16 protein-coding genes and 1 pseudogene are annotated in these 18784 nt (G+C 70.0%); 8 read left to right on the top strand and 9 right to left on the bottom strand.

Features of this window, described 5'->3' with window-relative positions; all coding sequences use genetic code 11:
• Together ACZ6ZN_RS30835 and ACZ6ZN_RS30830 are read right to left on the bottom strand one after the other, a co-directional pair.
• Nucleotides 1–181: hypothetical protein (locus ACZ6ZN_RS30835; RefSeq protein WP_469651360.1), on the bottom strand; the 181-nt coding region annotated here is incomplete at its 3' end.
• 77 nt (nt 182–258) lie between these two features.
• A complete protein-coding gene (locus tag ACZ6ZN_RS30830) occupies nt 259–786 on the bottom strand; it encodes a hypothetical protein (protein WP_451879872.1) in 528 nt (175 codons plus the stop codon).
• Nucleotides 787–1362: 576 nt separating this feature from the next.
• Here ACZ6ZN_RS30830 and ACZ6ZN_RS30825 point away from each other — a divergent pair.
• The 5 genes from ACZ6ZN_RS30825 to ACZ6ZN_RS30805 all read left to right on the top strand — a co-directional run bounded on the left by ACZ6ZN_RS30825 (nt 1363) and on the right by ACZ6ZN_RS30805 (nt 9096).
• Nucleotides 1363–4731, top strand: a complete 3369-nt coding sequence (locus ACZ6ZN_RS30825; protein ID WP_469651356.1) for an ALF repeat-containing protein — start codon at nt 1363–1365, stop codon at nt 4729–4731.
• Nucleotides 4732–4947: 216 nt separating this feature from the next.
• Nucleotides 4948–6810, top strand: a complete 1863-nt coding sequence (locus ACZ6ZN_RS30820; RefSeq protein WP_469651354.1) for a DNA/RNA non-specific endonuclease — start codon at nt 4948–4950, stop codon at nt 6808–6810.
• A gap of 31 nt (nt 6811–6841) precedes the next feature.
• Nucleotides 6842–7888 carry a hypothetical protein gene (locus ACZ6ZN_RS30815; RefSeq protein WP_469651352.1) on the top strand — a complete coding sequence of 349 codons (1047 nt, stop codon included), beginning with the start codon at nt 6842–6844 and terminating at the stop codon, nt 7886–7888.
• A gap of 265 nt (nt 7889–8153) precedes the next feature.
• The gene (locus tag ACZ6ZN_RS30810) at nt 8154–8834 is read left to right on the top strand and encodes a TNT domain-containing protein (RefSeq protein WP_469651378.1); all 681 of its coding nucleotides are present in this window, start codon (nt 8154–8156) and stop codon (nt 8832–8834) included.
• 13 nt (nt 8835–8847) lie between these two features.
• Nucleotides 8848–9096: a hypothetical protein gene (locus ACZ6ZN_RS30805; RefSeq protein ID WP_469651349.1), complete on the top strand. Its 249-nt coding sequence runs from the start codon at nt 8848–8850 to the stop codon at nt 9094–9096.
• Between the two features lie 65 nt (nt 9097–9161).
• Here ACZ6ZN_RS30805 and ACZ6ZN_RS30800 read toward each other — a convergent pair whose 3' ends face one another.
• The 6 genes and pseudogenes from ACZ6ZN_RS30800 to ACZ6ZN_RS30775 all read right to left on the bottom strand — a co-directional run.
• Nucleotides 9162–9917, bottom strand: a complete 756-nt coding sequence (locus ACZ6ZN_RS30800; protein ID WP_469651347.1) for an urease accessory protein UreD — start codon at nt 9915–9917, stop codon at nt 9162–9164.
• 104 nt (nt 9918–10021) lie between these two features.
• The gene (ureG, locus tag ACZ6ZN_RS30795) at nt 10022–10717 is read right to left on the bottom strand and encodes an urease accessory protein UreG (RefSeq protein WP_469651345.1); all 696 of its coding nucleotides are present in this window, start codon (nt 10715–10717) and stop codon (nt 10022–10024) included.
• Between the two features lie 28 nt (nt 10718–10745).
• Nucleotides 10746–11420 carry an urease accessory protein UreF gene (locus ACZ6ZN_RS30790; RefSeq protein ID WP_469651344.1) on the bottom strand — a complete coding sequence of 225 codons (675 nt, stop codon included), beginning with the start codon at nt 11418–11420 and terminating at the stop codon, nt 10746–10748.
• Between the two features lie 105 nt (nt 11421–11525).
• Complete coding sequence (locus tag ACZ6ZN_RS30785; protein ID WP_469651341.1) at nt 11526–13568, bottom strand: urease subunit alpha; 2043 nt, start codon at nt 13566–13568, stop codon at nt 11526–11528.
• Complete coding sequence (locus tag ACZ6ZN_RS30780; RefSeq protein WP_469651376.1) at nt 13565–13909, bottom strand: urease subunit beta; 345 nt, start codon at nt 13907–13909, stop codon at nt 13565–13567. The genes ACZ6ZN_RS30785 and ACZ6ZN_RS30780 overlap by 4 nt, the downstream gene beginning before the upstream one ends.
• A 213-nt stretch (nt 13910–14122) precedes the next feature.
• Nucleotides 14123–14419, bottom strand: a pseudogene (locus tag ACZ6ZN_RS30775) (urease subunit gamma); the annotation flags it as partial.
• 439 nt (nt 14420–14858) lie between these two features.
• On the opposite strand from ACZ6ZN_RS30775, the gene ACZ6ZN_RS30770 reads away from it, so the two are divergent.
• Complete coding sequence (locus ACZ6ZN_RS30770) at nt 14859–16085, top strand: carboxylate-amine ligase (RefSeq protein WP_469651339.1); 1227 nt, start codon at nt 14859–14861, stop codon at nt 16083–16085.
• 539 nt (nt 16086–16624) lie between these two features.
• Here ACZ6ZN_RS30770 and ACZ6ZN_RS30765 read toward each other — a convergent pair.
• Nucleotides 16625–16780 carry a hypothetical protein gene (locus ACZ6ZN_RS30765; RefSeq protein ID WP_010059700.1) on the bottom strand — a complete coding sequence of 52 codons (156 nt, stop codon included), beginning with the start codon at nt 16778–16780 and terminating at the stop codon, nt 16625–16627.
• A gap of 465 nt (nt 16781–17245) precedes the next feature.
• Here ACZ6ZN_RS30765 and ACZ6ZN_RS30760 point away from each other — a divergent pair, with 465 nt between their 5' ends.
• Together ACZ6ZN_RS30760 and ACZ6ZN_RS30755 are read left to right on the top strand one after the other, a co-directional pair.
• Entirely contained in the window at nt 17246–17833 is a 588-nt protein-coding gene (locus ACZ6ZN_RS30760; protein ID WP_469651337.1) for an SMI1/KNR4 family protein, read from the top strand.
• 203 nt (nt 17834–18036) lie between these two features.
• A complete protein-coding gene (locus tag ACZ6ZN_RS30755; RefSeq protein WP_469651334.1) occupies nt 18037–18759 on the top strand; it encodes a methyltransferase domain-containing protein in 723 nt (240 codons plus the stop codon).
• Nucleotides 18760–18784 lie beyond the last annotated feature (25 nt).

The raw sequence follows: 18784 nt of genomic DNA, 5'->3' as shown, positions 1-18784 counted from the left end.
AGGCGGCCTGCTCACCGACCTCGACCTTCGCGACAGAAGTCATCTGCGCCGGCGCGTCGACTCCGCCCAGCGCGACAGCCGACGTGGTGGTTGCCGGGAGGGCGCCCAGAACGAGGGGGGCCGCGAGCAAGGCGGTGGTCAACGCGGAGAGGCGGCGACGTCTGGAGAGGTGCATGAACATGGATTCCTAGACACGAGGGCCGCGCGTCCGAAGGACATCGGAGTGCGCTGCGGTGGGCATGACAATGTCGGGCGCGTCTACTTGGAGGACCTGATCTCGACGAGCAGGTGATCGCGGCCCTCTTCGTCGGCGGCCTCACCCACCGGGGTCCAGGCGTTCTTGTTGAGGTCGAACGACTTCTCCTCGGCGCCGACGGTCATGTCGACCTCGGTGGTGTAGTCGTTGCCCTTGATCGCGTACACCGCCGGGATCTCCAGGGTCAGCCAACCCGAGTCGCCCACCACCTTGAAGCAGATCTTGTCCGCCTTGTTCCGGGCCATGATCTCCAAAAGACCTGAGCCGCTCGCGCAGTCGGCCAGGGTGATGTGCCCGTCACCGCGCTTGAGGACGATGTTCTTCTCGGCCAGGATCTTGTCCGCCAGCGGGTAGCTGAAGTCCTCCACCGCATAGCCGGGGGACTCCCCCGCCACCAGCGCCGTGGGCTTCGACTCCTGCGAGGCCCCGCCAGGGATGGTCGTGGCCGCCGCGACCCAGGCCAGGGCGCCGACCGCCGCCGCGCCCAGTGCGCGCAGAGCAATCCGCTTGCGCTGCGACGTGACAGACATTCTCTTGTATGGCTTCATCTGCATCCCCAAATTCGTCACCGACGACCGGATGTTCGTGACCTGTACAGAGGCTTTCGGGCGCACCGGAATGCGCTTTCGGCATCGCCTTTCCGGGGGCGCTCCATCCCCACGGCAAGAGGCTCGCTTGATTATCGAAAGCGGGAAGTACCCATCTCCGTGATCACCATCCTCTTCATCATGCAAACACGAAGCCACCCCCAGGTCGAGCAGGGAAAATCGCGCATACCGACGCAATCCCCCAGCCTCACTCATGACCTGCATCACACTTCATGAAGGTTGCACGAGGTAGCGTGAAGAAACTGTGAAGAAGCCCATGACGTACCGTCAAGTTGGCGCCTCGAAAAGCAAGTTGAAGCCTGCAACGCCGCAATTGACTTATGGTGCATGGACAGTTGATATGGTCCGGGCTTGCACGTCACCGCGAACGCACGCCACTTCGCGTCCGTCGGCATTCCGCCTCTCAGGCACGCCGGAAACCGTGCTGTCAGTGCGACCCGGCATGCCCTGTCACCAGCTCATGTCCTGTCACCAGCTCACACGAGGGACAACTCTCCGATGCAGACAGTCTTCTGGAGCCGGCGCCGCGTGCTCGGCGCGCTCGCCGCCTCCGCCGCCATGGCGTCCACTCCCTTGACTCTCCTCCCGACGACCGCCGCTGCCGCAGGCGCCACCTCCGATCCGGTGCCGCTGCCGGACACCGAACGCGCCAAGGTCGTCAAGGCGTGGCTGACCGGTGGCAGGAGCGTCAAGGCCGCTGCCGCCGAGGCCCTGTACGGGTCGGACGCCGACATCCAGACCTTCCTCGCCGAGACGTTGCCGAGGCAGACGGTGGAGGACAATCGTGTCGCGATCGTCCGCAGCCTGGACCGGGCCGGCAAGGGTCTGCGAAGAGAGGCCGTCGCCGCTCTCGAGAGCGGCGACGCCGCGATCGCCGCGTTCCTCAAGGACGGCTTCAGACCGGCCATCCTGGAGGATCTCCGGGTCGCCACCACCACCGTCTCGGCCACGGGTGACAAGGCGGTGGTGCGCAGTGCCAACGCCGCTCTCGACACCGCCACCGCACCGGCTCTCACCGGCTTCCTCACCGACAAGCAGTACGACGCGCGTCTGGAGGACACCCGGGTCCAGGTCAGCGCCATGCTGATGAACGGTGGCCCGGAGGTGCAGAAGTACGCGGGACGCGCGCTCGAGGGGACCGCGGCGGACGTCGAGTGGTTCATGGAGACCGGTCAGCACATCGCGCGCGCCCGTGACCAGGAGTCGGCGACCATCGAGGAGCTGGTGGCCCTCGTCGAGCGCGAGGGCAAGCGTGCCCAGAAGGAGACCAACCTGGCTGTGGAGGCCTCGGCCCGCGCCGAGACCGCTGCCGGGAAGGCCAAGGAAGCCGCCCAGAAGGCCGCAGCCGAGGCGTCCGCGGCCCAGAACGACGTGACGAAGTCTGCGGCGGCGGCCCGGAAGGCGGCGAACGCGGCGAAGGGCGCGGCGGATGCCGCACGCAACGCCATCAACGCCTCCAACGCAGCGGTGAACGCATCCCGCCGGGCCTCGTGGGCGGCCACCGGCGCCGCTCAGGCCGCCTCGAACGCGGGCAGCGCCGCGTCCCGTGCCTACAGGGCTGCGATAGCCGCCTCCAAGGACGCGAGCAAGACGCAGGAGGCCAAGGACGCGGCGGTCGCCGCCAAGAACGCCGCGGCCAAGGCCCGGAGCGCCGCGGCAGCCGCCGACAAGGCGGCCATCGCCGGCGATGCGGCCGCATCCGCCGGCACGGCCGCCGCCTCCGCCGCACGGAATTCGGCCGCCGCCGCCACGGCCGCCGCACAGGCCGCCGCCTCCGCCGGGGTCGCTCAGGCGGAGGCCGCCGAGGCCAAGCGCCAGGCCGCGATCGCCACCAGTGCCGCCAACCGCGCCACCAACGCGGCCTCCGCCGCCCAGGCACTGGCCAGCGCCGCCGCAGCAGCAGCCCGTACCGCCCGAGACGCCGCCAAGTCCGCAGCCGCCCACGCCGACAAGGCGGCAGCCGCCGCCGAGGAGGCCGTGAAGTACGCGGGCCAGGCGATCGACTACGCCAACAAGTCGACCGCGCACGCGGACGAGGCCGTGAAGGCCGCGAACGTCGCCACCAAGGCCGTCGCCGACGCCATCGAGGTGGAGAAGAACGCCCGCGCCGCCGAGGCCCAGACGCTGGAGCAGGACAAGCAGAAGGCGATCGAGGAGGCGCAGTTGCTCGCCTCCGCCGAGGCGACCGATCTGTCCGACGTCCGCGACAAGCGCCTTCTGGCGCAGCGCACCGCACAGGAGATCAAGGACCTCACCACCAAAGCCGAACAGGCCCTGTACTCGGGAGACATGGCGCTCGCCGCGACCCTGGGACGCAAGGCTGCGATCGGCCTGATGGAGTCCCGGGGCGCCTGGACGCGACAGGCCGCCCAGCACGCCCTGGCGGGCTCCGACGACGACGTCTTCGCCTGGATCGACCTCGATCGGGCCCTCGCCCAGGGCCAGGACGACCGCGAGACCGCCCTCCACGTGGCGACGATCGCCGCGCCGAAGATCGCGGAGGCCGCCCAGCTCGCTCTGGAGAGTTCCAGCTCCAAAGCCATCGGTGACTTCCTCACCATCGGCATCAAGAAGGCGTCCGACGAGGAACTGCGCGTCGCCATCAACAAGATCCTCAACGACGGCGCGGGCAGGGCCGTCACCAACGCCGCGAACAAGGCACTCGACGAGAACACCACCGAGTCCCTCAACTACTTCTTCGACCACGACTACCCGCTGGCGCAGCAGGAGGACGACAGGGTCCTCGCCGGGAAGCTCATCAGCACCGGCGGTGCCTTCACCAAGGCCTACGCCGAGGTCGCCCTCGAGGGCCCGGCGTGGATGCTCCGCAACTTCATCCTCGTGGTCCAGTTCCGGACGGCGCAGCTCGACCACGACACCGCCACCCATGTCGCCGCGGTCCGCGGTGCCATCGCCGCTGCCGCGAAGATCGCTCAGCGGGCGCAGGAGAACGCCGCGCGGGCGACCCAGGCCGCCTACCTGGCCCGCAACAACGCCGCCAAGGCCCAGGAGTGGGCGGACAAGGCGATCGCCTCGTCCAAGGCGGCCGACAGCTACGCGGACGAGGCGCGCCGGAACGCGGACGCCGCCGACAAGTCGGCTGCTGCTGCCCAGGCTTCCGCCAACACGGCGAAGGCGGCCGCGGCGACCGCCCGTGGTGCGGCCCGATCGGCCAACTACTCGGCCAACAAGGCGATCGACTCGGCGCGCGCCGCCCTCAAGTCCTCCGCCTCTGCGCAGAGTTCCGCCAACGCCGCACGTGCCTCCATGCTTGCCGCGCAGGCGGACGCGAAAGAGGCCGCCGCCGCGTACTCCGAAGCCAAGCGGATCACGGCCGAGAAGCACCGGGCCGAGGTGGCGGCCAGGGCCAAGGAGGCCGCCGAGAAGGCCCGGCAGGACCGCGAGGCCAAGCGTGACCCCGCCGCCAACGACCGGAACAACCAGGTCAACCCCAACGGCACCAAGGATCCTGCCGACTCGGACGAGTGGTGGAACGACGCCCAGTTCTACGCGGACGCGGCCAATGTGGTCAGCGTCGGCGCGGGCCTCCTGGCCGCGGGCTGCACTCTCGCGGGGTTCGTCTTCCCGCCGGCCTTCGCGGCAGCCGGCTTCTTCGCCGGTGTCTCGACCGGTGCGAGCGCCATCAGCACGGTCTTCACCGGCATCGAACACGGCTTCACGAGCAGTGACTTCTGGTGGTCCGCCGCAGGCACCGGCCTGAGCCTGGTCACCTACGGCCAGTCCAAGTGGCTGGGCGCGGTGAAGCCCGCCAGCACGGTCGTCAAGCCCGTCGTGGGCAATATCGCGGACGTCGTCGAGGACGGGGTCTCCGCCATCACCAAGGATCTGTTCGACCTCGTCGGCTGACGAGTGAGCCCCTCCCGTACGGCCCTGCCGCGGTAGAGCGCGGGCCGCCCACCGCTGCACCCGGGGGCACGCACTTCCCGTCCCGTGCCCCCCTCTCCCTGCCACCCGGGCGAAGAAACAAGGAAGAGAGACCTGACGAACATGCACGACAGACGCCAGCGAGGCGCATCACTTCGAATACGGGCGCGATCGACGGTACTTGCCGTTCTTGCCGCCGTGACGCTGGGACTCACCACGGCGGGTACGGCCACGGCACAGCAGACCGCCGGCGAGAAGCCGCGGAGCGCCGGGACGGCGGACCCGACGATCCAGGCCGGCACCCCGGTCTCCGCCACCAGCCCCTTCCCCAAGCAGTCGGGGGAACGCTGTGAGCCCACGAAGAGGGGATCGAAGGAGCGCCGGGCGGGCGCCGTCGAGGCGTGTGTGAGCACCACGCCCCTCCCGGCCGCGCGAGCCAAGGCACGACAGCAGAGCCTCGCCGCCGCCTCGGCCGGCCTCGGCAGCTGCTCCCTCACCAGCCCCGGCAACTACTCGTACGAACGCTTCAGTTACTGCGTGACCGGGGTGAACGTCCTCTACATCCTGCGCGACACCAAGGGCGCGGAGCTCGGCCGCGGCACTCTGGAGGTCTCCACCAGCGCGTCACTGCCTGCGGCGGGCACGGCGTGGAGCGAGCACGTCACCGTGACGATGACCTCCGCGAGCAACGCCGTCACCGCCCTCGACGCCAAGCTGCGCGCCTCCTGCACGACCGGCTGCAGGGCGACGACGACCGCGCCCTGGTACGAGAGCGGCATCGTCCTGGGCAAGACCCTGTCCGGCGACGTCAAGTACTCCTCGGCGCCCGCGACGGGCTCGGTCGCGGAGTTCCTCACCTCGTACAAGCTGTACGTCACCTCCCCGGGAGCCACGCCCGTCGATCCGAGCGCCTCCTGGGACAACCCGCGCAAGATCCGCTGCGACGACGCGGTCGGCGGCGGTTCGGCGGCCGGTTGTGTGATCCCCTCGATCATGCCCGTCGTCCCGATGAGCGCGCAGGCCTCCGACGCCGGCGGCGCCGTCGCCGCCTACGCCTGGGCGCAGAAGAAGCTCAGCGGCGCCTGGGGCAAGAAGGGCAGCCCACTGACCCGGTCGACGAGCGGCGTGGCCGACCGCACCGCCCGCACGTGCAGTGGCTTCACACCCGAACCGGAACTCGTCGACAACGACTCCTGCGGCGACTTTCCCTTCGGTGAGGCGAAGCAAGGCGGTGCCGCCGGCGCCGAATGCGTCAAGGTGATCCCCAATCTCGCCAGCGGCGAATGGGGCGCCTACGTCCTGAACGACGCCCGTGTCGTGGACCCCGCCGCACCCTGCGTCCAGGCCCACGTCACACCCGGCGAGAAGCAGTTCGCCGACAGGCAGCTCGCCGACGGCTTCAAGAGCCAACGGGTGATCGACGCCGACCAATTCGAGCTGACGTTCTCGCTGCCGGAGACCGGCCCGCGTGCCCGCTGCCTGGACAGCAAGCCGGACGAGGCACCCACCAGTGGCGCCGGGTGGATCCTGAACACCACCGAGCCGGTCCCCCACGTCAACAAGACGACCACTCCGCTGGGGCAGGCCGGGGCCAGGCCGACCCGGGCGCAGGCATGCCTGGACAGGACGGCCCCGGAAGGAACCGACGCACAGGGAGACATCCCCGGCTGGCAGGACGCGCAGCTCTTCCGGACCGCGAACTCGCTCACCAACGGGCTGGCCCGGTGTCATCTGATCCCGAACGTCGCCGGCGGACGGGGTGTACAGGTCAATCTCGTGCCGTGCTGGCAGTCCGGGATGAACACCGGCACGCCCAGCATGCGGACGTACGAGGCCATGGCGCAGAAGGTCATCAAGAGCGACGTGTCCGCCTTCGGTCCGGACGACGCGATCTTCTACCAGGTGACGCCCGTCTACAACGACGGCACCAGCACCATCCCGGTGGGAGTCACGATGACCGCTAACATCGAGCGGGCGGACGGGACGATCGAGCGGCTGTTCCACAACGTCTATGTCACCAACACGTTGAAGAACACAGGGTTGTACAACCTCGGCAACTGATCACCGTCAGTTCGCGCCAACGGGAGCCAGCATGAGTTTCACCACGCCGCCGCGGCCGTTCGACGTGACCGCACTCCTGCCAGGCCTGGCCCCGTTGGCCCGCACGGCGACCCGGCTGCATCCCCGCCCCGGGTCGCCGACCCCGCACGAGAGCTCCGTCGGCGGGCCGCTCCTCTGGCCCGCCGGCGAGCCGTGGCCCCACTGCGAAGAGCCGCACGACAGTGACGCCACAGACGAGTTGCACCCCCCGGACGACATCCGGCTCCTGCGTCGCATCCGTGCGGCAGCGGCCGAACGCCGGCTCCGCGACTCCGAAGCACTCGCGGTCACGCCCGAGGAACTGGAGATCGAACAGCGGCCGCGGAAGGGCCACCCGTGGTTCGACGGCCCGATTCCCATGATTCCCGTCGCCCAGCTCTACGCCCGTGACGTTCCTCTCCCGGGCAGCCCTCCCGGAGCCGATCTTCTCCAAGTCCTGTGGTGCCCCTGCGACCACTCGGAGTTCGCACACCCCCGAACCGCCCTCCGCTGGCGTTCGTCGACCAACGTCACCGACATCCTCGACAACCCGCCCGAGCCACCCGTGATCCAGTTCGAGTGGTACCTCCCGCAGCCGTGCCTTCTGGCACCCGAGCAGGTCACCGAGTACCCCAGCCCCCTGGAGCTGAGCACGGAGCTCCAGCGGCAGTTGGGCGACGTGAGCCGGTGGGAGGCAGCCGGACACACGTGGGACAGCACCGGCGCGGAGACCCCTCAGGAGTTCTACTTCCGCAACCTGTGCCACGCCCCCGGGTGGAAGACGGGCGGCTGGACCCGCTGGGGCCTCACCGACCCCGTCCCCCGCCCCTGCCCCGCTTGCGGTACGGAGACGATCCCACTCGTCACCATCGCCAGCAGGGAATGGAATCCCGGGAGTCGGAGCTGGATGCCCGAGGAGGAGCGGACGAACCCGACCCTGCTCCCCCTCGGCACCCAGCCGTCGAACGTCACTCTGCTCAACATCGCCGACGCCTACGACCTGCAACTCCACGTCTGCCCGGTGTCCCCCGACCATCCGCACATCGAACTCGTCCAGTGAGCTTCCAGGACGAACCCTCATACGCCTCGTCCCGGACGAGTGGCTGGCGGATGCCGCGTCCGGGGTTGTCGCCGGTGTCGAACGGTGCCGGGGAACGCATGTCCTGCCGGTCATCCGATCGTTGATCTCCCGCCCCGGCCAGTCCGGTTCTTCTGCATCCTGGGATCGGATCACGACAACCTGGAACCGGCCTGCTCCAGGTATGCACGCCTGAGTCGGCTTCCTCTTCGACCGAGTCACCGGAGTACGACACGTGAACCACCGCATGCGCAGCACGCTGTCCGCGCTGGCACTGACCGCGGCTGCCGCTCTGACGCCGGCTGCCGCCACCGCCGCCGAGGACGCCGGTCCCCGCCCCGCACCGGTCGAGTCCCCGCCTGCCCCCTGCACCGGCGAGTACCGGGGAGATGCGCGGCTCGGACCGCAGAACCTGCCCCGCTCATGGCAGGAGCCGGTCGGGCCGCTGCTGAAGAACTACCACCGCACCGGTGGACTGTCCCCCCGGGCTTTCCTGGCCAAGTACTGGAAGGACGACAGCCCTCAGGGCCCGGGTGGGTGGAAGTACCCGCCCGACGACGGGTTCGCCGAGACCAACACCGGGGAGGTCGACAAGCACGTCGAGGTCCTGGAGCCCGGTGAGAAGCTGGACCGCTTCGGCTCCGAGTACGGCTCCTACCTCGCCCCCGCCGGCGACCCCTACGCCAAGCGGGCCCTGCCCCCGCAGAACCTCAACACCCGCGACCCGCAATACCCTTGCGACTACCACCGATACACCGTCACACAGTCCTTCGCCGTCTGGCAGGGCCGCATCGCCCCCTGGTTCGAACAACCCGGTGGCGGCCAGCAGATCAAACTCGACCCAGCCCTCCTCGCCCCGGGTGAGGGGGACCGGCTGAACGTCAAGTGGCTGCTGGACCACGGCTATCTCGCCCCCGCCGCAGGCTGAACCCGGTCGGCCGGTGGACCGCGAGAGTCTGCGCACCGCCCTGCGCGCCCGGGGAGTGCAGGACGGGCACTACTACATCGAAGGTGTCCACCAGCCCTCTCCCCTGCCCACCGACTTCCTGTATCTGCGCCGGTCCACGGCCGTCCCGGGCACGTGGGAGACCGGAGCCTACGAGCGAGGCACCTGGGAAGCAATCGCCTGGCACGCGCACGAGGAGCACGCCTGCGCCCATCTTCTGCGGCTGCTGACCGCAGACGGCTGACGAGCCCCGCCCGCTCGTCCGAGAGGGCGAGCGGGCCGGGCTCGGGCTGTGCGCGCGGGGCCTGGCTATCTCGGCCGGACGTGGGAGAGGGCTTCGTCGAGCAGGTCCCGCAGGGCCGCGGAGGTCGGTGCGACGGCGGTTGCGAGCAGCGCCGGGCCGCCGGCCAGCGGAGTGAGGACGGCCTGTCCGCTCGGGGATCCCCGGCCGAGAAGGACGGAGGTGGCGGGAAGTCGGGCGGCCGGGTCGACGAGCAGGACTTGGCCGACGGCGCGGTGCCGGTGCAGGACGGCGGGGTCCCAGCCGGGTTCCGGGTCTCCGTAGGCGGTCTGCTGGTCGAGCAGGACACCTCCGGCGCGGTGGACCAGGAGCCGGCTGACGAGGTGGCCCGGCTCTTCGTCGGCCCGGCCCAGGAGTTGCTCCTCGCGCAGCAACAGCCGGGCGGTGGGGGCCAGTTCGATGGTGTAGGTCTGCCGGAGGTTGCTGCCGGCGGCGCTGATCAGTGGTTGGGGCAGCCAGCGCAGGTGGGCGTGGTCGCCGGCGGTGAGCCGTACGTCGTAGGTGGCCGGCGCTGTGGTGGGCCCGCGCAGGGCCAGGGTGGCGGCTGCCGTGGTGACGTCCAGTGCGGCCCGATCGGAGGCGGTGACGTCGATGGTGAGCCGGTCGCCGCCGAGCGGGCCGCTCATCGCACCGATGATTCCCACCCGGGCGGTGTTGCCGTCGGGGCGCATGCGGCGGAGGTGGAAGGGCCCGTCGCTGTGCAGTCGCGGAAGGGTGGTGACGTGTCCGTTGTGGGTGGCGTGGATGCGGGCGTGGGCGCGCACGCCGGCCGGGTGTACGGCAGGCTCGCCGGAGCCCAAGGCCGTGGCAGCGCCCGGCCGTTCGTCCGCGGGCATCGGGCCCGGGGCCGTTCGGGACGTGGCAGCGGTCATGCGGTCGCCTCGGCGTGCCAGGCGGTGAGATGCGCGATGACCCAGTCGGCGACTTCCCGGATTCCGTCGTCGCTGGTGAGGCTGGTGAAGACGACGGGCAGGTCACCGCGTTGCCGTTTGGCGTCGGCGGCCATGGTGGCAAGGTCGGCGCCCACATGCGGGGCGAGGTCGGTCTTGTTGACGACGAGGAGGTCGGCGGTGGTGATGCCGGGGCCGCCCTTGCGGGGGATGTCGTCGCCGCTGGAGACGTCGATGACGAAGATTTGTGCGTCGACGAGGCCTTTGGAGAAGGTGGCGGTGAGGTTGTCGCCGCCGGATTCGACGAGGACGAGGTCGAGGGGCTGGAGGGTTTCCTCCAGGTGTTCGACGGCTTCGAGGTTGGCGGAGATGTCGTCGCGGATGGCGGTGTGGGGGCAGGCGCCGGTCTCGACGGCGGTGATCCGTTCGGGGGGCAGTACGGCTTCGCGCAGGAGGTATTCGGCGTCCTCGCGGGTGTAGATGTCGTTGGTGACGACGGCGATGGACCAGCGATCGCGCAGGGTGCGGCACAGGGCTGCGACGCTGGCGGTCTTTCCGGTGCCCACGGGCCCACCGAGGCCGACGCGGAGGGCACGGCGGGTGCCGTCGGTGCGGACGGGCTCGGCGCTGTGGGTGTGGCGCTGCGGCATGGTCACGTGGTGGTCGAGGTGCACGATGAGCTCCGGTGGATGTGGGTGGGGGTCAGGAGGCGAAGAGGCGTACGGTCCAGGCGGCATGCTGTTCCGCGGTGATGTCCAGCAGCGGCGAGGACGCCGACGGCAGTGCGTCGACGCCTTCGGTGAGAGCGCGGTCGGCGGCCCGGGCGGCAGCGCCGGCGACGGTGTCGATGTCGGGGCCGAGGCGGGCCAGCAACCCTGACGCGTCGAGCGGATCGAGGCTGAGCAGGCGCACGGCCGCGGTCGCCGGACCGCCGGTGCTCTCGTAGGCGGCGGCGTAGGCGGCATCCTGGGGGGTGAGGCCGGCGGCTCGGGCGGCGAGGCCCAGCACGATCGGCTGGTGCGCGCCCCGGGGATGTGCGGCGGCCAGCGCTTCCAGCGCCCGGGAGGGGAAGGTGGCTCGGGCCGCACGCATCATCTGCCGGCCGAGGCGGCGGGCGACGGCTCGCAGGGCGGGGCCCGGCGTGCGTGCGTCGGCGGCCTCGTCCAGCAGCAGGGGGTCCAGTCCGGCGGCGGCTGCGGCTGCCAGGCCGGCCGTGGTCAGGCCGGTGGTGTGCAGGCGGCCCCGGCAGAAGGATTCAAGGTCGGCGGTGTCGTGTACGGCGTGCTGGGCGACGGCTGCTTCCACGCCGCCGGAGTGGGCGTGTCCTCCGGCGGGGAAGCGCCCGTCGGCCAGCAGGAGCAGGGCTGCACGGCTCATGGAGGAGCGGCTGCCTTTCGCATGGGGGATGTGGTGCCGGGCTAGGTTCGTCGGCCGGGCCCGGCGGGCCCGGCCGCGGGGTGACCGGCCGGGCGGGGGACCTGGTCAGAAGAGGAAGTACCGTTGCGCCAGGGGTACTTCGGTGACGTAGGAGCGTGGGACGGTGGCACCGTTGATCTCGGTGCGGGCGTCGGATGTGGTCGCGCCGCCGATGGTGACCTCGAAGCTGTTGTGGTCGACTTCGAGGCTGTCGGGCACGGTGTCGTTCAGCTTCATGTCGGCCTTTGTGACCTGCCGGGTGCTGGTGATGTCCACGAAGTCCTTGTCGAGTCCGAGGCCGGGGTTGTCGCCGGTGCCGTCTCCGTTGAGGGTGTCGGACACGCCCGGGGCGACGAAGTTGACCGAGTTGCGCCCCGGGGCACGGCCGGTGGAACCCCACACCGGCCGGGGCAGGTACGGCTGCGGTGTCGGGATGGAGGCGTTCGCGTCGCCGACCTGCGCGTAGGCCAGCTGACCGGCCTTGAGGAGCATGTGCGGTTTGACGCCGAAGAACTTGGGCTCCCACAGCACCAGGTCGGCGAGCTTGCCGGTCTGCACGTCGCCGACGTGTCCGTCGATGCCGTGGGTGATCGCCGGGTTGATCGTGTACTTGGCGACGTAGCGGCGTGCGCGGAAGTTGTCGTTCGGCTGCCGCCGCTCGGTGAACGCGTGGTCCTCGTCCTCGTCGGCAGGGCGGACGCGGGCGGCCTCGAGGTCTTCCTTCAGCGGGCCGTAGCGGGCCTTCATGACATGCGCGGTCTGCCATGTACGCATGATCATTTCGCCGATGCGGCCCATCGCCTGGGCGTCGGAGGACATCATCGAGATGGCGCCCATGTCGTGCAGGAGATCCTCCGCGGCCATGGTGGAGGGCCGGATCCGGGAGTCGGCGAAAGCCATGTCCGCCGGGATCTCGGGGTTGAGGTGATGGCACACGATCATCATGTCGACGTGCTCCTTGACGGTGTTGACCGTCAGGGGCCGGTTCGGGTTGGTCGAGGCCGGCAGCACGTTGGGGTCCTTGACCAGCTCGATCATGTCCGGCGCGTGTCCGCCGCCGGCCCCCTCGACGTGGAAGATGTGGATGGCGCGTGCCTTGCCCTCGGTGAGCTCGCCGTCCGTGGTATCGGCGCCGCCGGTGAAGGCCGCCCGTGTGCTCTCCAGGAAACCCGACTCGTTCAGGGAGTCGGCGTGCAGGGCGAGTTGAATGCCGCGCTCCTCGCACACGTCGAGGGCCCGGTCGATCACCGCGGGAGTGGCACCCCAGTCCTCGTGGATCTTGAAGCCGCAGACACCGGCGTCCACCTGCGCGTTCAGTTCGTGCGTGTTCATGGTGCTGCCCTTGCCGAGCAGACCGACGTTCACGGGGAACTCGTCCAGCGCCTCGAAGACGCGGCGGATGTGCCAGGCGCCCGGGGTCACGGTGGTGGCCTTGCTGCCCTCGGCCGGGCCCGTGCCGCCGCCGATGAGGGTCGTCACGCCCGAGGCCAGAGCCTCGTGGATCTCGCCGGGGCAGATGAAGTGGACGTGGGTGTCCACGCCGCCGGCGGTCAGGATCTTGCCGTTGCCGGAGATCACCTCCGTGCTCGGCCCGATCACGAAGCTCGTCGGTGTCACCGGGATCGGCAGCGTGTTGCCGCGGGTGGTGCGGTCCGGCATCTCGAAGCGGTCGCTCGGGACGGGGTCCATGGTCTCGGGGTTGTAGGCCTTGCCCAGGGCGGCGATGCGTCCGTCCCGGATGCCGATGTCGGCCTTGACCACGCCCCACCAGTCGAGGACCAGTGCGCCGGTGATGACGGTGTCGACCGGCCTGTGATCCGTGGCGTCGCCGGTGACGCTCCTGCCGTCCCGGGCCAGGTGCGACATGCCCATCGACTCGCGGATCACCTTGCCGCCGCCGAAGATCATCTCGTTGCCGCTGTAGGAGGGACCGCCGCTCCAGTCGGCCTCGATCTGCAGCGTGAGGTCGGTGTCGGCGAGACGGACCCGGTCGCGCGTGGTGGGACCGTACAAGGCGCTGTACTCCGCCCGCGTCAGCTCGTTGCTCGCCTTGGGCCGGAGTCCGGCCCCGGGTTCCTGGTTGCGGCCGTGCGCCTGCGGCGTGCTCATGGAACGATCCCTTCGCGCAGTCCGTGAATCTTGCTCAGGTCGCTGGTGCTGCCATCGCCGGCCGTGACATCACCGCGGATCTGCACCAGTTCCACGCAGCACTCGTCGCCCGGTTCGAACCGCACCGACGTGCCCGCGGCGATGTTGAGCCGCCTGCCCTTGGCTGCCTCGCACTTCTCCAGACTGCGATCCTCAGGCAGTGCCTGGCCGGCCGGGACCTCGACGCCGATGACCTTCAGCCCCGGGTTGACCTCGGCGAAGTGGTAGTGGGAGCCCACCTGGACCGGGCGGTCGGACTCGTTCTTCACCCTGATCCTCATCCTGCCCGGTCCCGGCAGCACCGTGGCGTCCTGCTGCAGGCTGACGCCCTCCGGGTCTCCGTCGAGGTGCACGTTGAACCGGATCGGGTCGTAGCGGCGGACGATCTCGTCGGGGTCGCAGTCGCTGGACGGTGTGCCGCCGTCCTCGCAGTCGACGGGCGAGCCCGGTGTGCGGGGCGGCTGGGGGTGCTCCACCTTTCCGGGGTACACCTCGGGCTCCGCCGCGGCCTCGGGGAGAGGGTCGTGGATGGTGACCAGCTTGGTGCCGTCGGGGAACGTGGCCTCCACCTGCACGTCCTTGATCATCTCCGGGACGCCGTCCATCACCTCCTCGCGCGTGAGCAGATGCCGGCCCGAGTCCATGATGTCGCTGACCGTCCTGCCCTCCCGCGCCTGCTCGAAGACGTGCACGGTCAGCAGGGCCATCACTTCCGGGTAGTTCAGACGCAGCCCGCGCTCGCGGCGGCGTCGAGCGACATCGGCCGCGACATGGATCAGCAGGCGCTCCTGCTCATGCGGAGTCAAATGCACGATGAGCCCGTCTCTCTGTTGGTCGTGCAGGTGCAGCGGCCACGTCCGCCGTCGCCTTTCTCCAGCTACGGCGACCGGGCGCTCTTCGAGCATCGCGGAGCCACCTCACACAAAGAGCCAAACCGGGATCACACCACACCATCCGGTGAAAAACATCGCGGGGCTCCAAGTGCCCAGTAATTGCAGGTGCCTTCTGACATCCGGCGCGGCCGGCCGGCACGGTCAGGGTCAGCACGGTCCGGGTTCAGCACGGTCCCGGCCACGCCGCGCCTGCGCAGATCGGCCAACATGGCGATGCTCCGTACGGTGCGGGCCGACCTCCCCTTCGAGGGCATCGGTGTGTCGGCACGCGGAGTGCCGTGCGGGCCGGGCCCCAAAACCGGACGAGTGAAGTGTTGTGCCGTCCGGGCGACGGTGCCTTCTGTCAGAGTCGGGCATCGTGACCAGTCAGCCGCAGCAGCAGTTGCCCCCCAACGACGCCCCTGCCCCCTGCCCCACTCCGCTCGGACAGGCCCCGGCGCTGTTGTCGGTGGGGGTGGAGGAGGAGTTCCTCCTCGTCGATCCCGTCAGCAGAACGGTGCGGCCCGGCGGCCCGCAGGTGGCCGCGGCGGCCGCGGGTGAGCTCGAGCACCTCGTCGACACCGAACTGACTCGCTACCAGCTCGAGGGCCGCACCGACCCCCATACGCATCTGGGCGAGGTACTCACCGAACTGCGTTCCGTACGCGCGGCCTTGGCGCGCGCGGCGGCCGGGCGGGGGCTGCGCATCGCCTCCAGCGGTTCCCCGATCACCGGCCTGGTCGCACCAGTGCCCCTCACGCCGGGCCCGCGGTACGCGGAGAGCCTGTCGCTCTTCCGCGCACTGGACGACGAGCAGAGCGCGTGCGCCTGCCACGTGCACGTCGGCGTGGCCGACCCGCAGGAAGCGATCGAGGTGAGCAACCACCTGCGCCCCTGGCTGGCGACACTGACCGCGCTGGCGGCGAACTCCCCCTACTGGGACGGCCGTGACACCGGCTACGCCAGCTGGCGCACCCTCACCTGGGGGCGCTGGCCGGTGGCCGGCCCACCTCCCTACTTCGAGTCCCCCGCCCACTTCCAGGAACTCGTCGAGGAACTCATCCTCACCCGCACCGTCCTGGACCACGGCGGCCTCTACTGGGACGTCCGGCTCTCCCACCATCTGCCCACCGTCGAAGTACGCGTCGCCGACGCGGCCCTCACCCCCGAGGACACCATCCTGCTCGCCGCAGTCGTCCGCGCCCTGGTCGCCACCGCGCTCAGGGCCATCCGCGCCGGCGAACCGGCCCCCCGCCCGGCCCCCGAGATCCTGCGCGCCGCCTCCTGGCGGGCAGCACGCGACGGACTCACGGGACATGCCCTCGATCCCCTCACCCGGCGCCTGGTCCCCGCGACCGAGCAGGTCGAGCGCATGCTGCGCACCCTGTCCCCCGCTCTGCACCACAGCGGTGACCTCGACCTCGTGCGCAGCCACTGGGAACGCGTGCGCACCCGGGGAGGCGGGGCGGAGCGGCAGCGTGCCGCCTACCGCCATCGCTCCAGCCTGCACGACGTCGTCGACCATGTCGTCGCCGCCACCTGCCCGACGCAGGCACTCCCCACCGCCTCACCCGGCGCGCCGGCCGGACAGGGCGGACCACAGTGAGTCCGGTCGGTACCGGCGGGTCGCCCCTTGGGTCCGGGTAACTCGGCCGTGGCTGGATCGGCTGGAGCGGACCCGGCCGACGACCCTGCGCTGACCGGCGGCGGGGGCTTCTTGCCGTCGGCCGCGGACCGCCGACACCCGTCGCTTCTCCTCGTATGTCCGCCCGAGGTCGCGCCGGGCAAGGCCCTCGCCTGGGCGCGGGCGGAATCCCGCCTCGAGGAATTGCGGCAACCGTTCGCCGCGGAATGTCAGTCCTGGGCCGGGCGCCCTGACAGCTTCGAGGACTTCACGGCCCTATTGCGTGAATGGGGCACCGTGACCACGGAGGCTGCGCATCGAGGCTGGGGGCTGGTGGGACTGCCCTGACCGTGGACGGCTGGCCTCGACCCGGTCCTCGACACTGTGCGGAACGTGCTGAGGGCTGGACCGGCGCCCGCATCACCTGCGGACAGCGCCTGCCCAGCCCTCAAAGCAGCCAAGACAGCCCATCACCTGACGAGCACTACTGGGGATCGCCGGTTGGCACAACCGGCGATCCTTTAAAAGAAGTGCTTTCGTCCACCGACCGCGCGACCGGTCGCACCCAGGATCCACAGGATGGCGCCCACCAGAATGAGGATTCCACCGATCGTCGTCAGCAGACCCATGCCGACAAGCAGGCCGATAATCAGCAGAATAAGCCCAAGAATAATCATCTCAACCCCATCGTCAATTCCGGCTCAAGCGCGTGTGCGTTTGAGCTTCGCAAGGGTCCGATTTCCGTCCCTTGGCTTTTGGATCCCTACCAGCTCCGAGGGCCAGGACCTCGGTGCGATAGTCCTTGTGCCCGGCGAAGCGAGGTTCACGCACTGCTTGGAGACTTTGTTCAGTGCGACGCCCACGAGGGTTCGGGCGTTGGCGGTCGGGACACCGGGCCATGGCGCATTCGAGCAGGTCAGGCCCCAGATCGAAAGGATCCTGCACCCCGCTCACGACTGCCCCTTCTCGCCGCTCCCGTCACTCTCGCCGCTTCTCGACCGGAAATGCCGAGACAGGCAAGTTCGCCCAGAATCCCAGGCTTCAAGTCCGTGTAGGCGCAGCGGTGCCCGGTCCGGCAGGGCTCGCAGGATCAGATCTGCTGCCGTGCGATAGGTTGCGGGCGACACGAGAGAAGAGCCCGCATGGACTCCCGCATCCCGCGGTTGCGACGCAAGCTGGCACGCATCCCCTACACGCCCGGCCGAAGCCACTCCTTTGGCGAGGAGCGGCACCGATTTCGTCTCGGCCCCCGGCTCACCGAACGTCGGGCAGACGCCTTCCAAGGCGAGCACGACGTGGATCTCCCCCAGCCCTACCTGGACTTCCTCACCCAGATGGGCGGTACAGGAGCGTCTCCGTACTACGGACTGATCCCGTTGGAGGACTGCACGCTCTTCACGATGAACGCCCGAGACGCCGGAACGGGTTCGAGAGGATTCAGCCGGGCTCACCGGCCCACCCGCCGTGGTGACCTGTTCCTGCACGTCATCGAACGCGGATGCAGCGATCTGGTCCTCATCGGCATGACCGGCCCTCTCACCGGACGCATGCTCATCGGCAACGCAGACGGCTTCTGGGGTCCGAACGTCTCCTCGGCCCCGGACTTTCTCGCCTGGTACGAACGATGGCTCGACCACATGGCTGCCGGGCAGGACAACCGGGCCTTGGAACTCACCTCACCCAGGCTTCGAGCACAGCCGCTTCGGCAGCGGCTCGCTCACTCGCCATGACTCCTCGGCAGGCGCGCAGCGGCGCGCGGTGCCGCGCCCGCACCCCCGGTTCCGACGGCCGCAATGCGCTGCGCTGCGCGTCGGTGGGGATGCCGGTGGGGGCCATGGTCGATGCTGACGAGTAGCAGTGTCGTGTTCGCTGGTGGTGGAGGTGGCGTGTGGGTCGGGGTCGTACGGGTCAGGCATCCACGCGGGTGGTGCGCATGCATCAGCGGATCCCGGCCCGGCGGGCACTGCACCGCGTGCGCCTGGTGATCGACGGTGCCTTCGATCTGGTCCGGCTGAGGCTGGACGCGCTGCCCGACGGCATCTACCAGCCGGTGCCCGGGCTGCCGGTGCGCAGAGCGAAGCGGGCCGACGGCACCACGTCGCGGTGGGCGGCGATGGAGCCGGTCGTCGAGGGCCTGGGCGTGCGGACGGCGCTGGATGTCGGTGCGAATGCCGGCTACTTCCCGATCATGCTTGGCCGCCGGGGGGTGGCAGCCGTGGCGCTGGAAGCGGAACCCAAGTACGCGCGTACCGCGGCCACCGCCGTGCGGCGCAACCGGCTGACCAACGTGGCGGTCATGGAACTGGAGCTGCGGCCCGACACGGTCGGCCTGCTGCCGGCGGCCGATTGCACGCTGGTGTTGTCGGTGTGGCACCACCTGGTGCGCTTGCAGGGGCTGGAGACGGCCACGGCGCTGCTGCGGGACGTGTGGGCGCGCACCGGCAAGGTGATGTTCTTCGACACCGGTGAGGACGAGATGCCTGCGGAGTTCGGGCTTCCTGCGATGGTGCCCGGCCCGGACGCCTGGCTGGGCACGTATCTGCGGGAGACCTGTTCCGGCGGCCGCGTCGAGCATCTCGGCCGGCACCGCGCCTTCGACGCCGCCGGGCTCCCGACGGATCGGGCGCTCTTCGCCGTGGTGCGCGAACAGCGCTGATATGTCATCACGGGCGGCCGCCGCC

The sequence above is a fragment of the Streptomyces sp. NPDC053665 genome, from assembly GCF_055585285.1.
The sequence above is the reverse complement of the archived record's forward strand: the minus strand, read 5'-3'. Positions and strand labels throughout refer to the sequence as shown.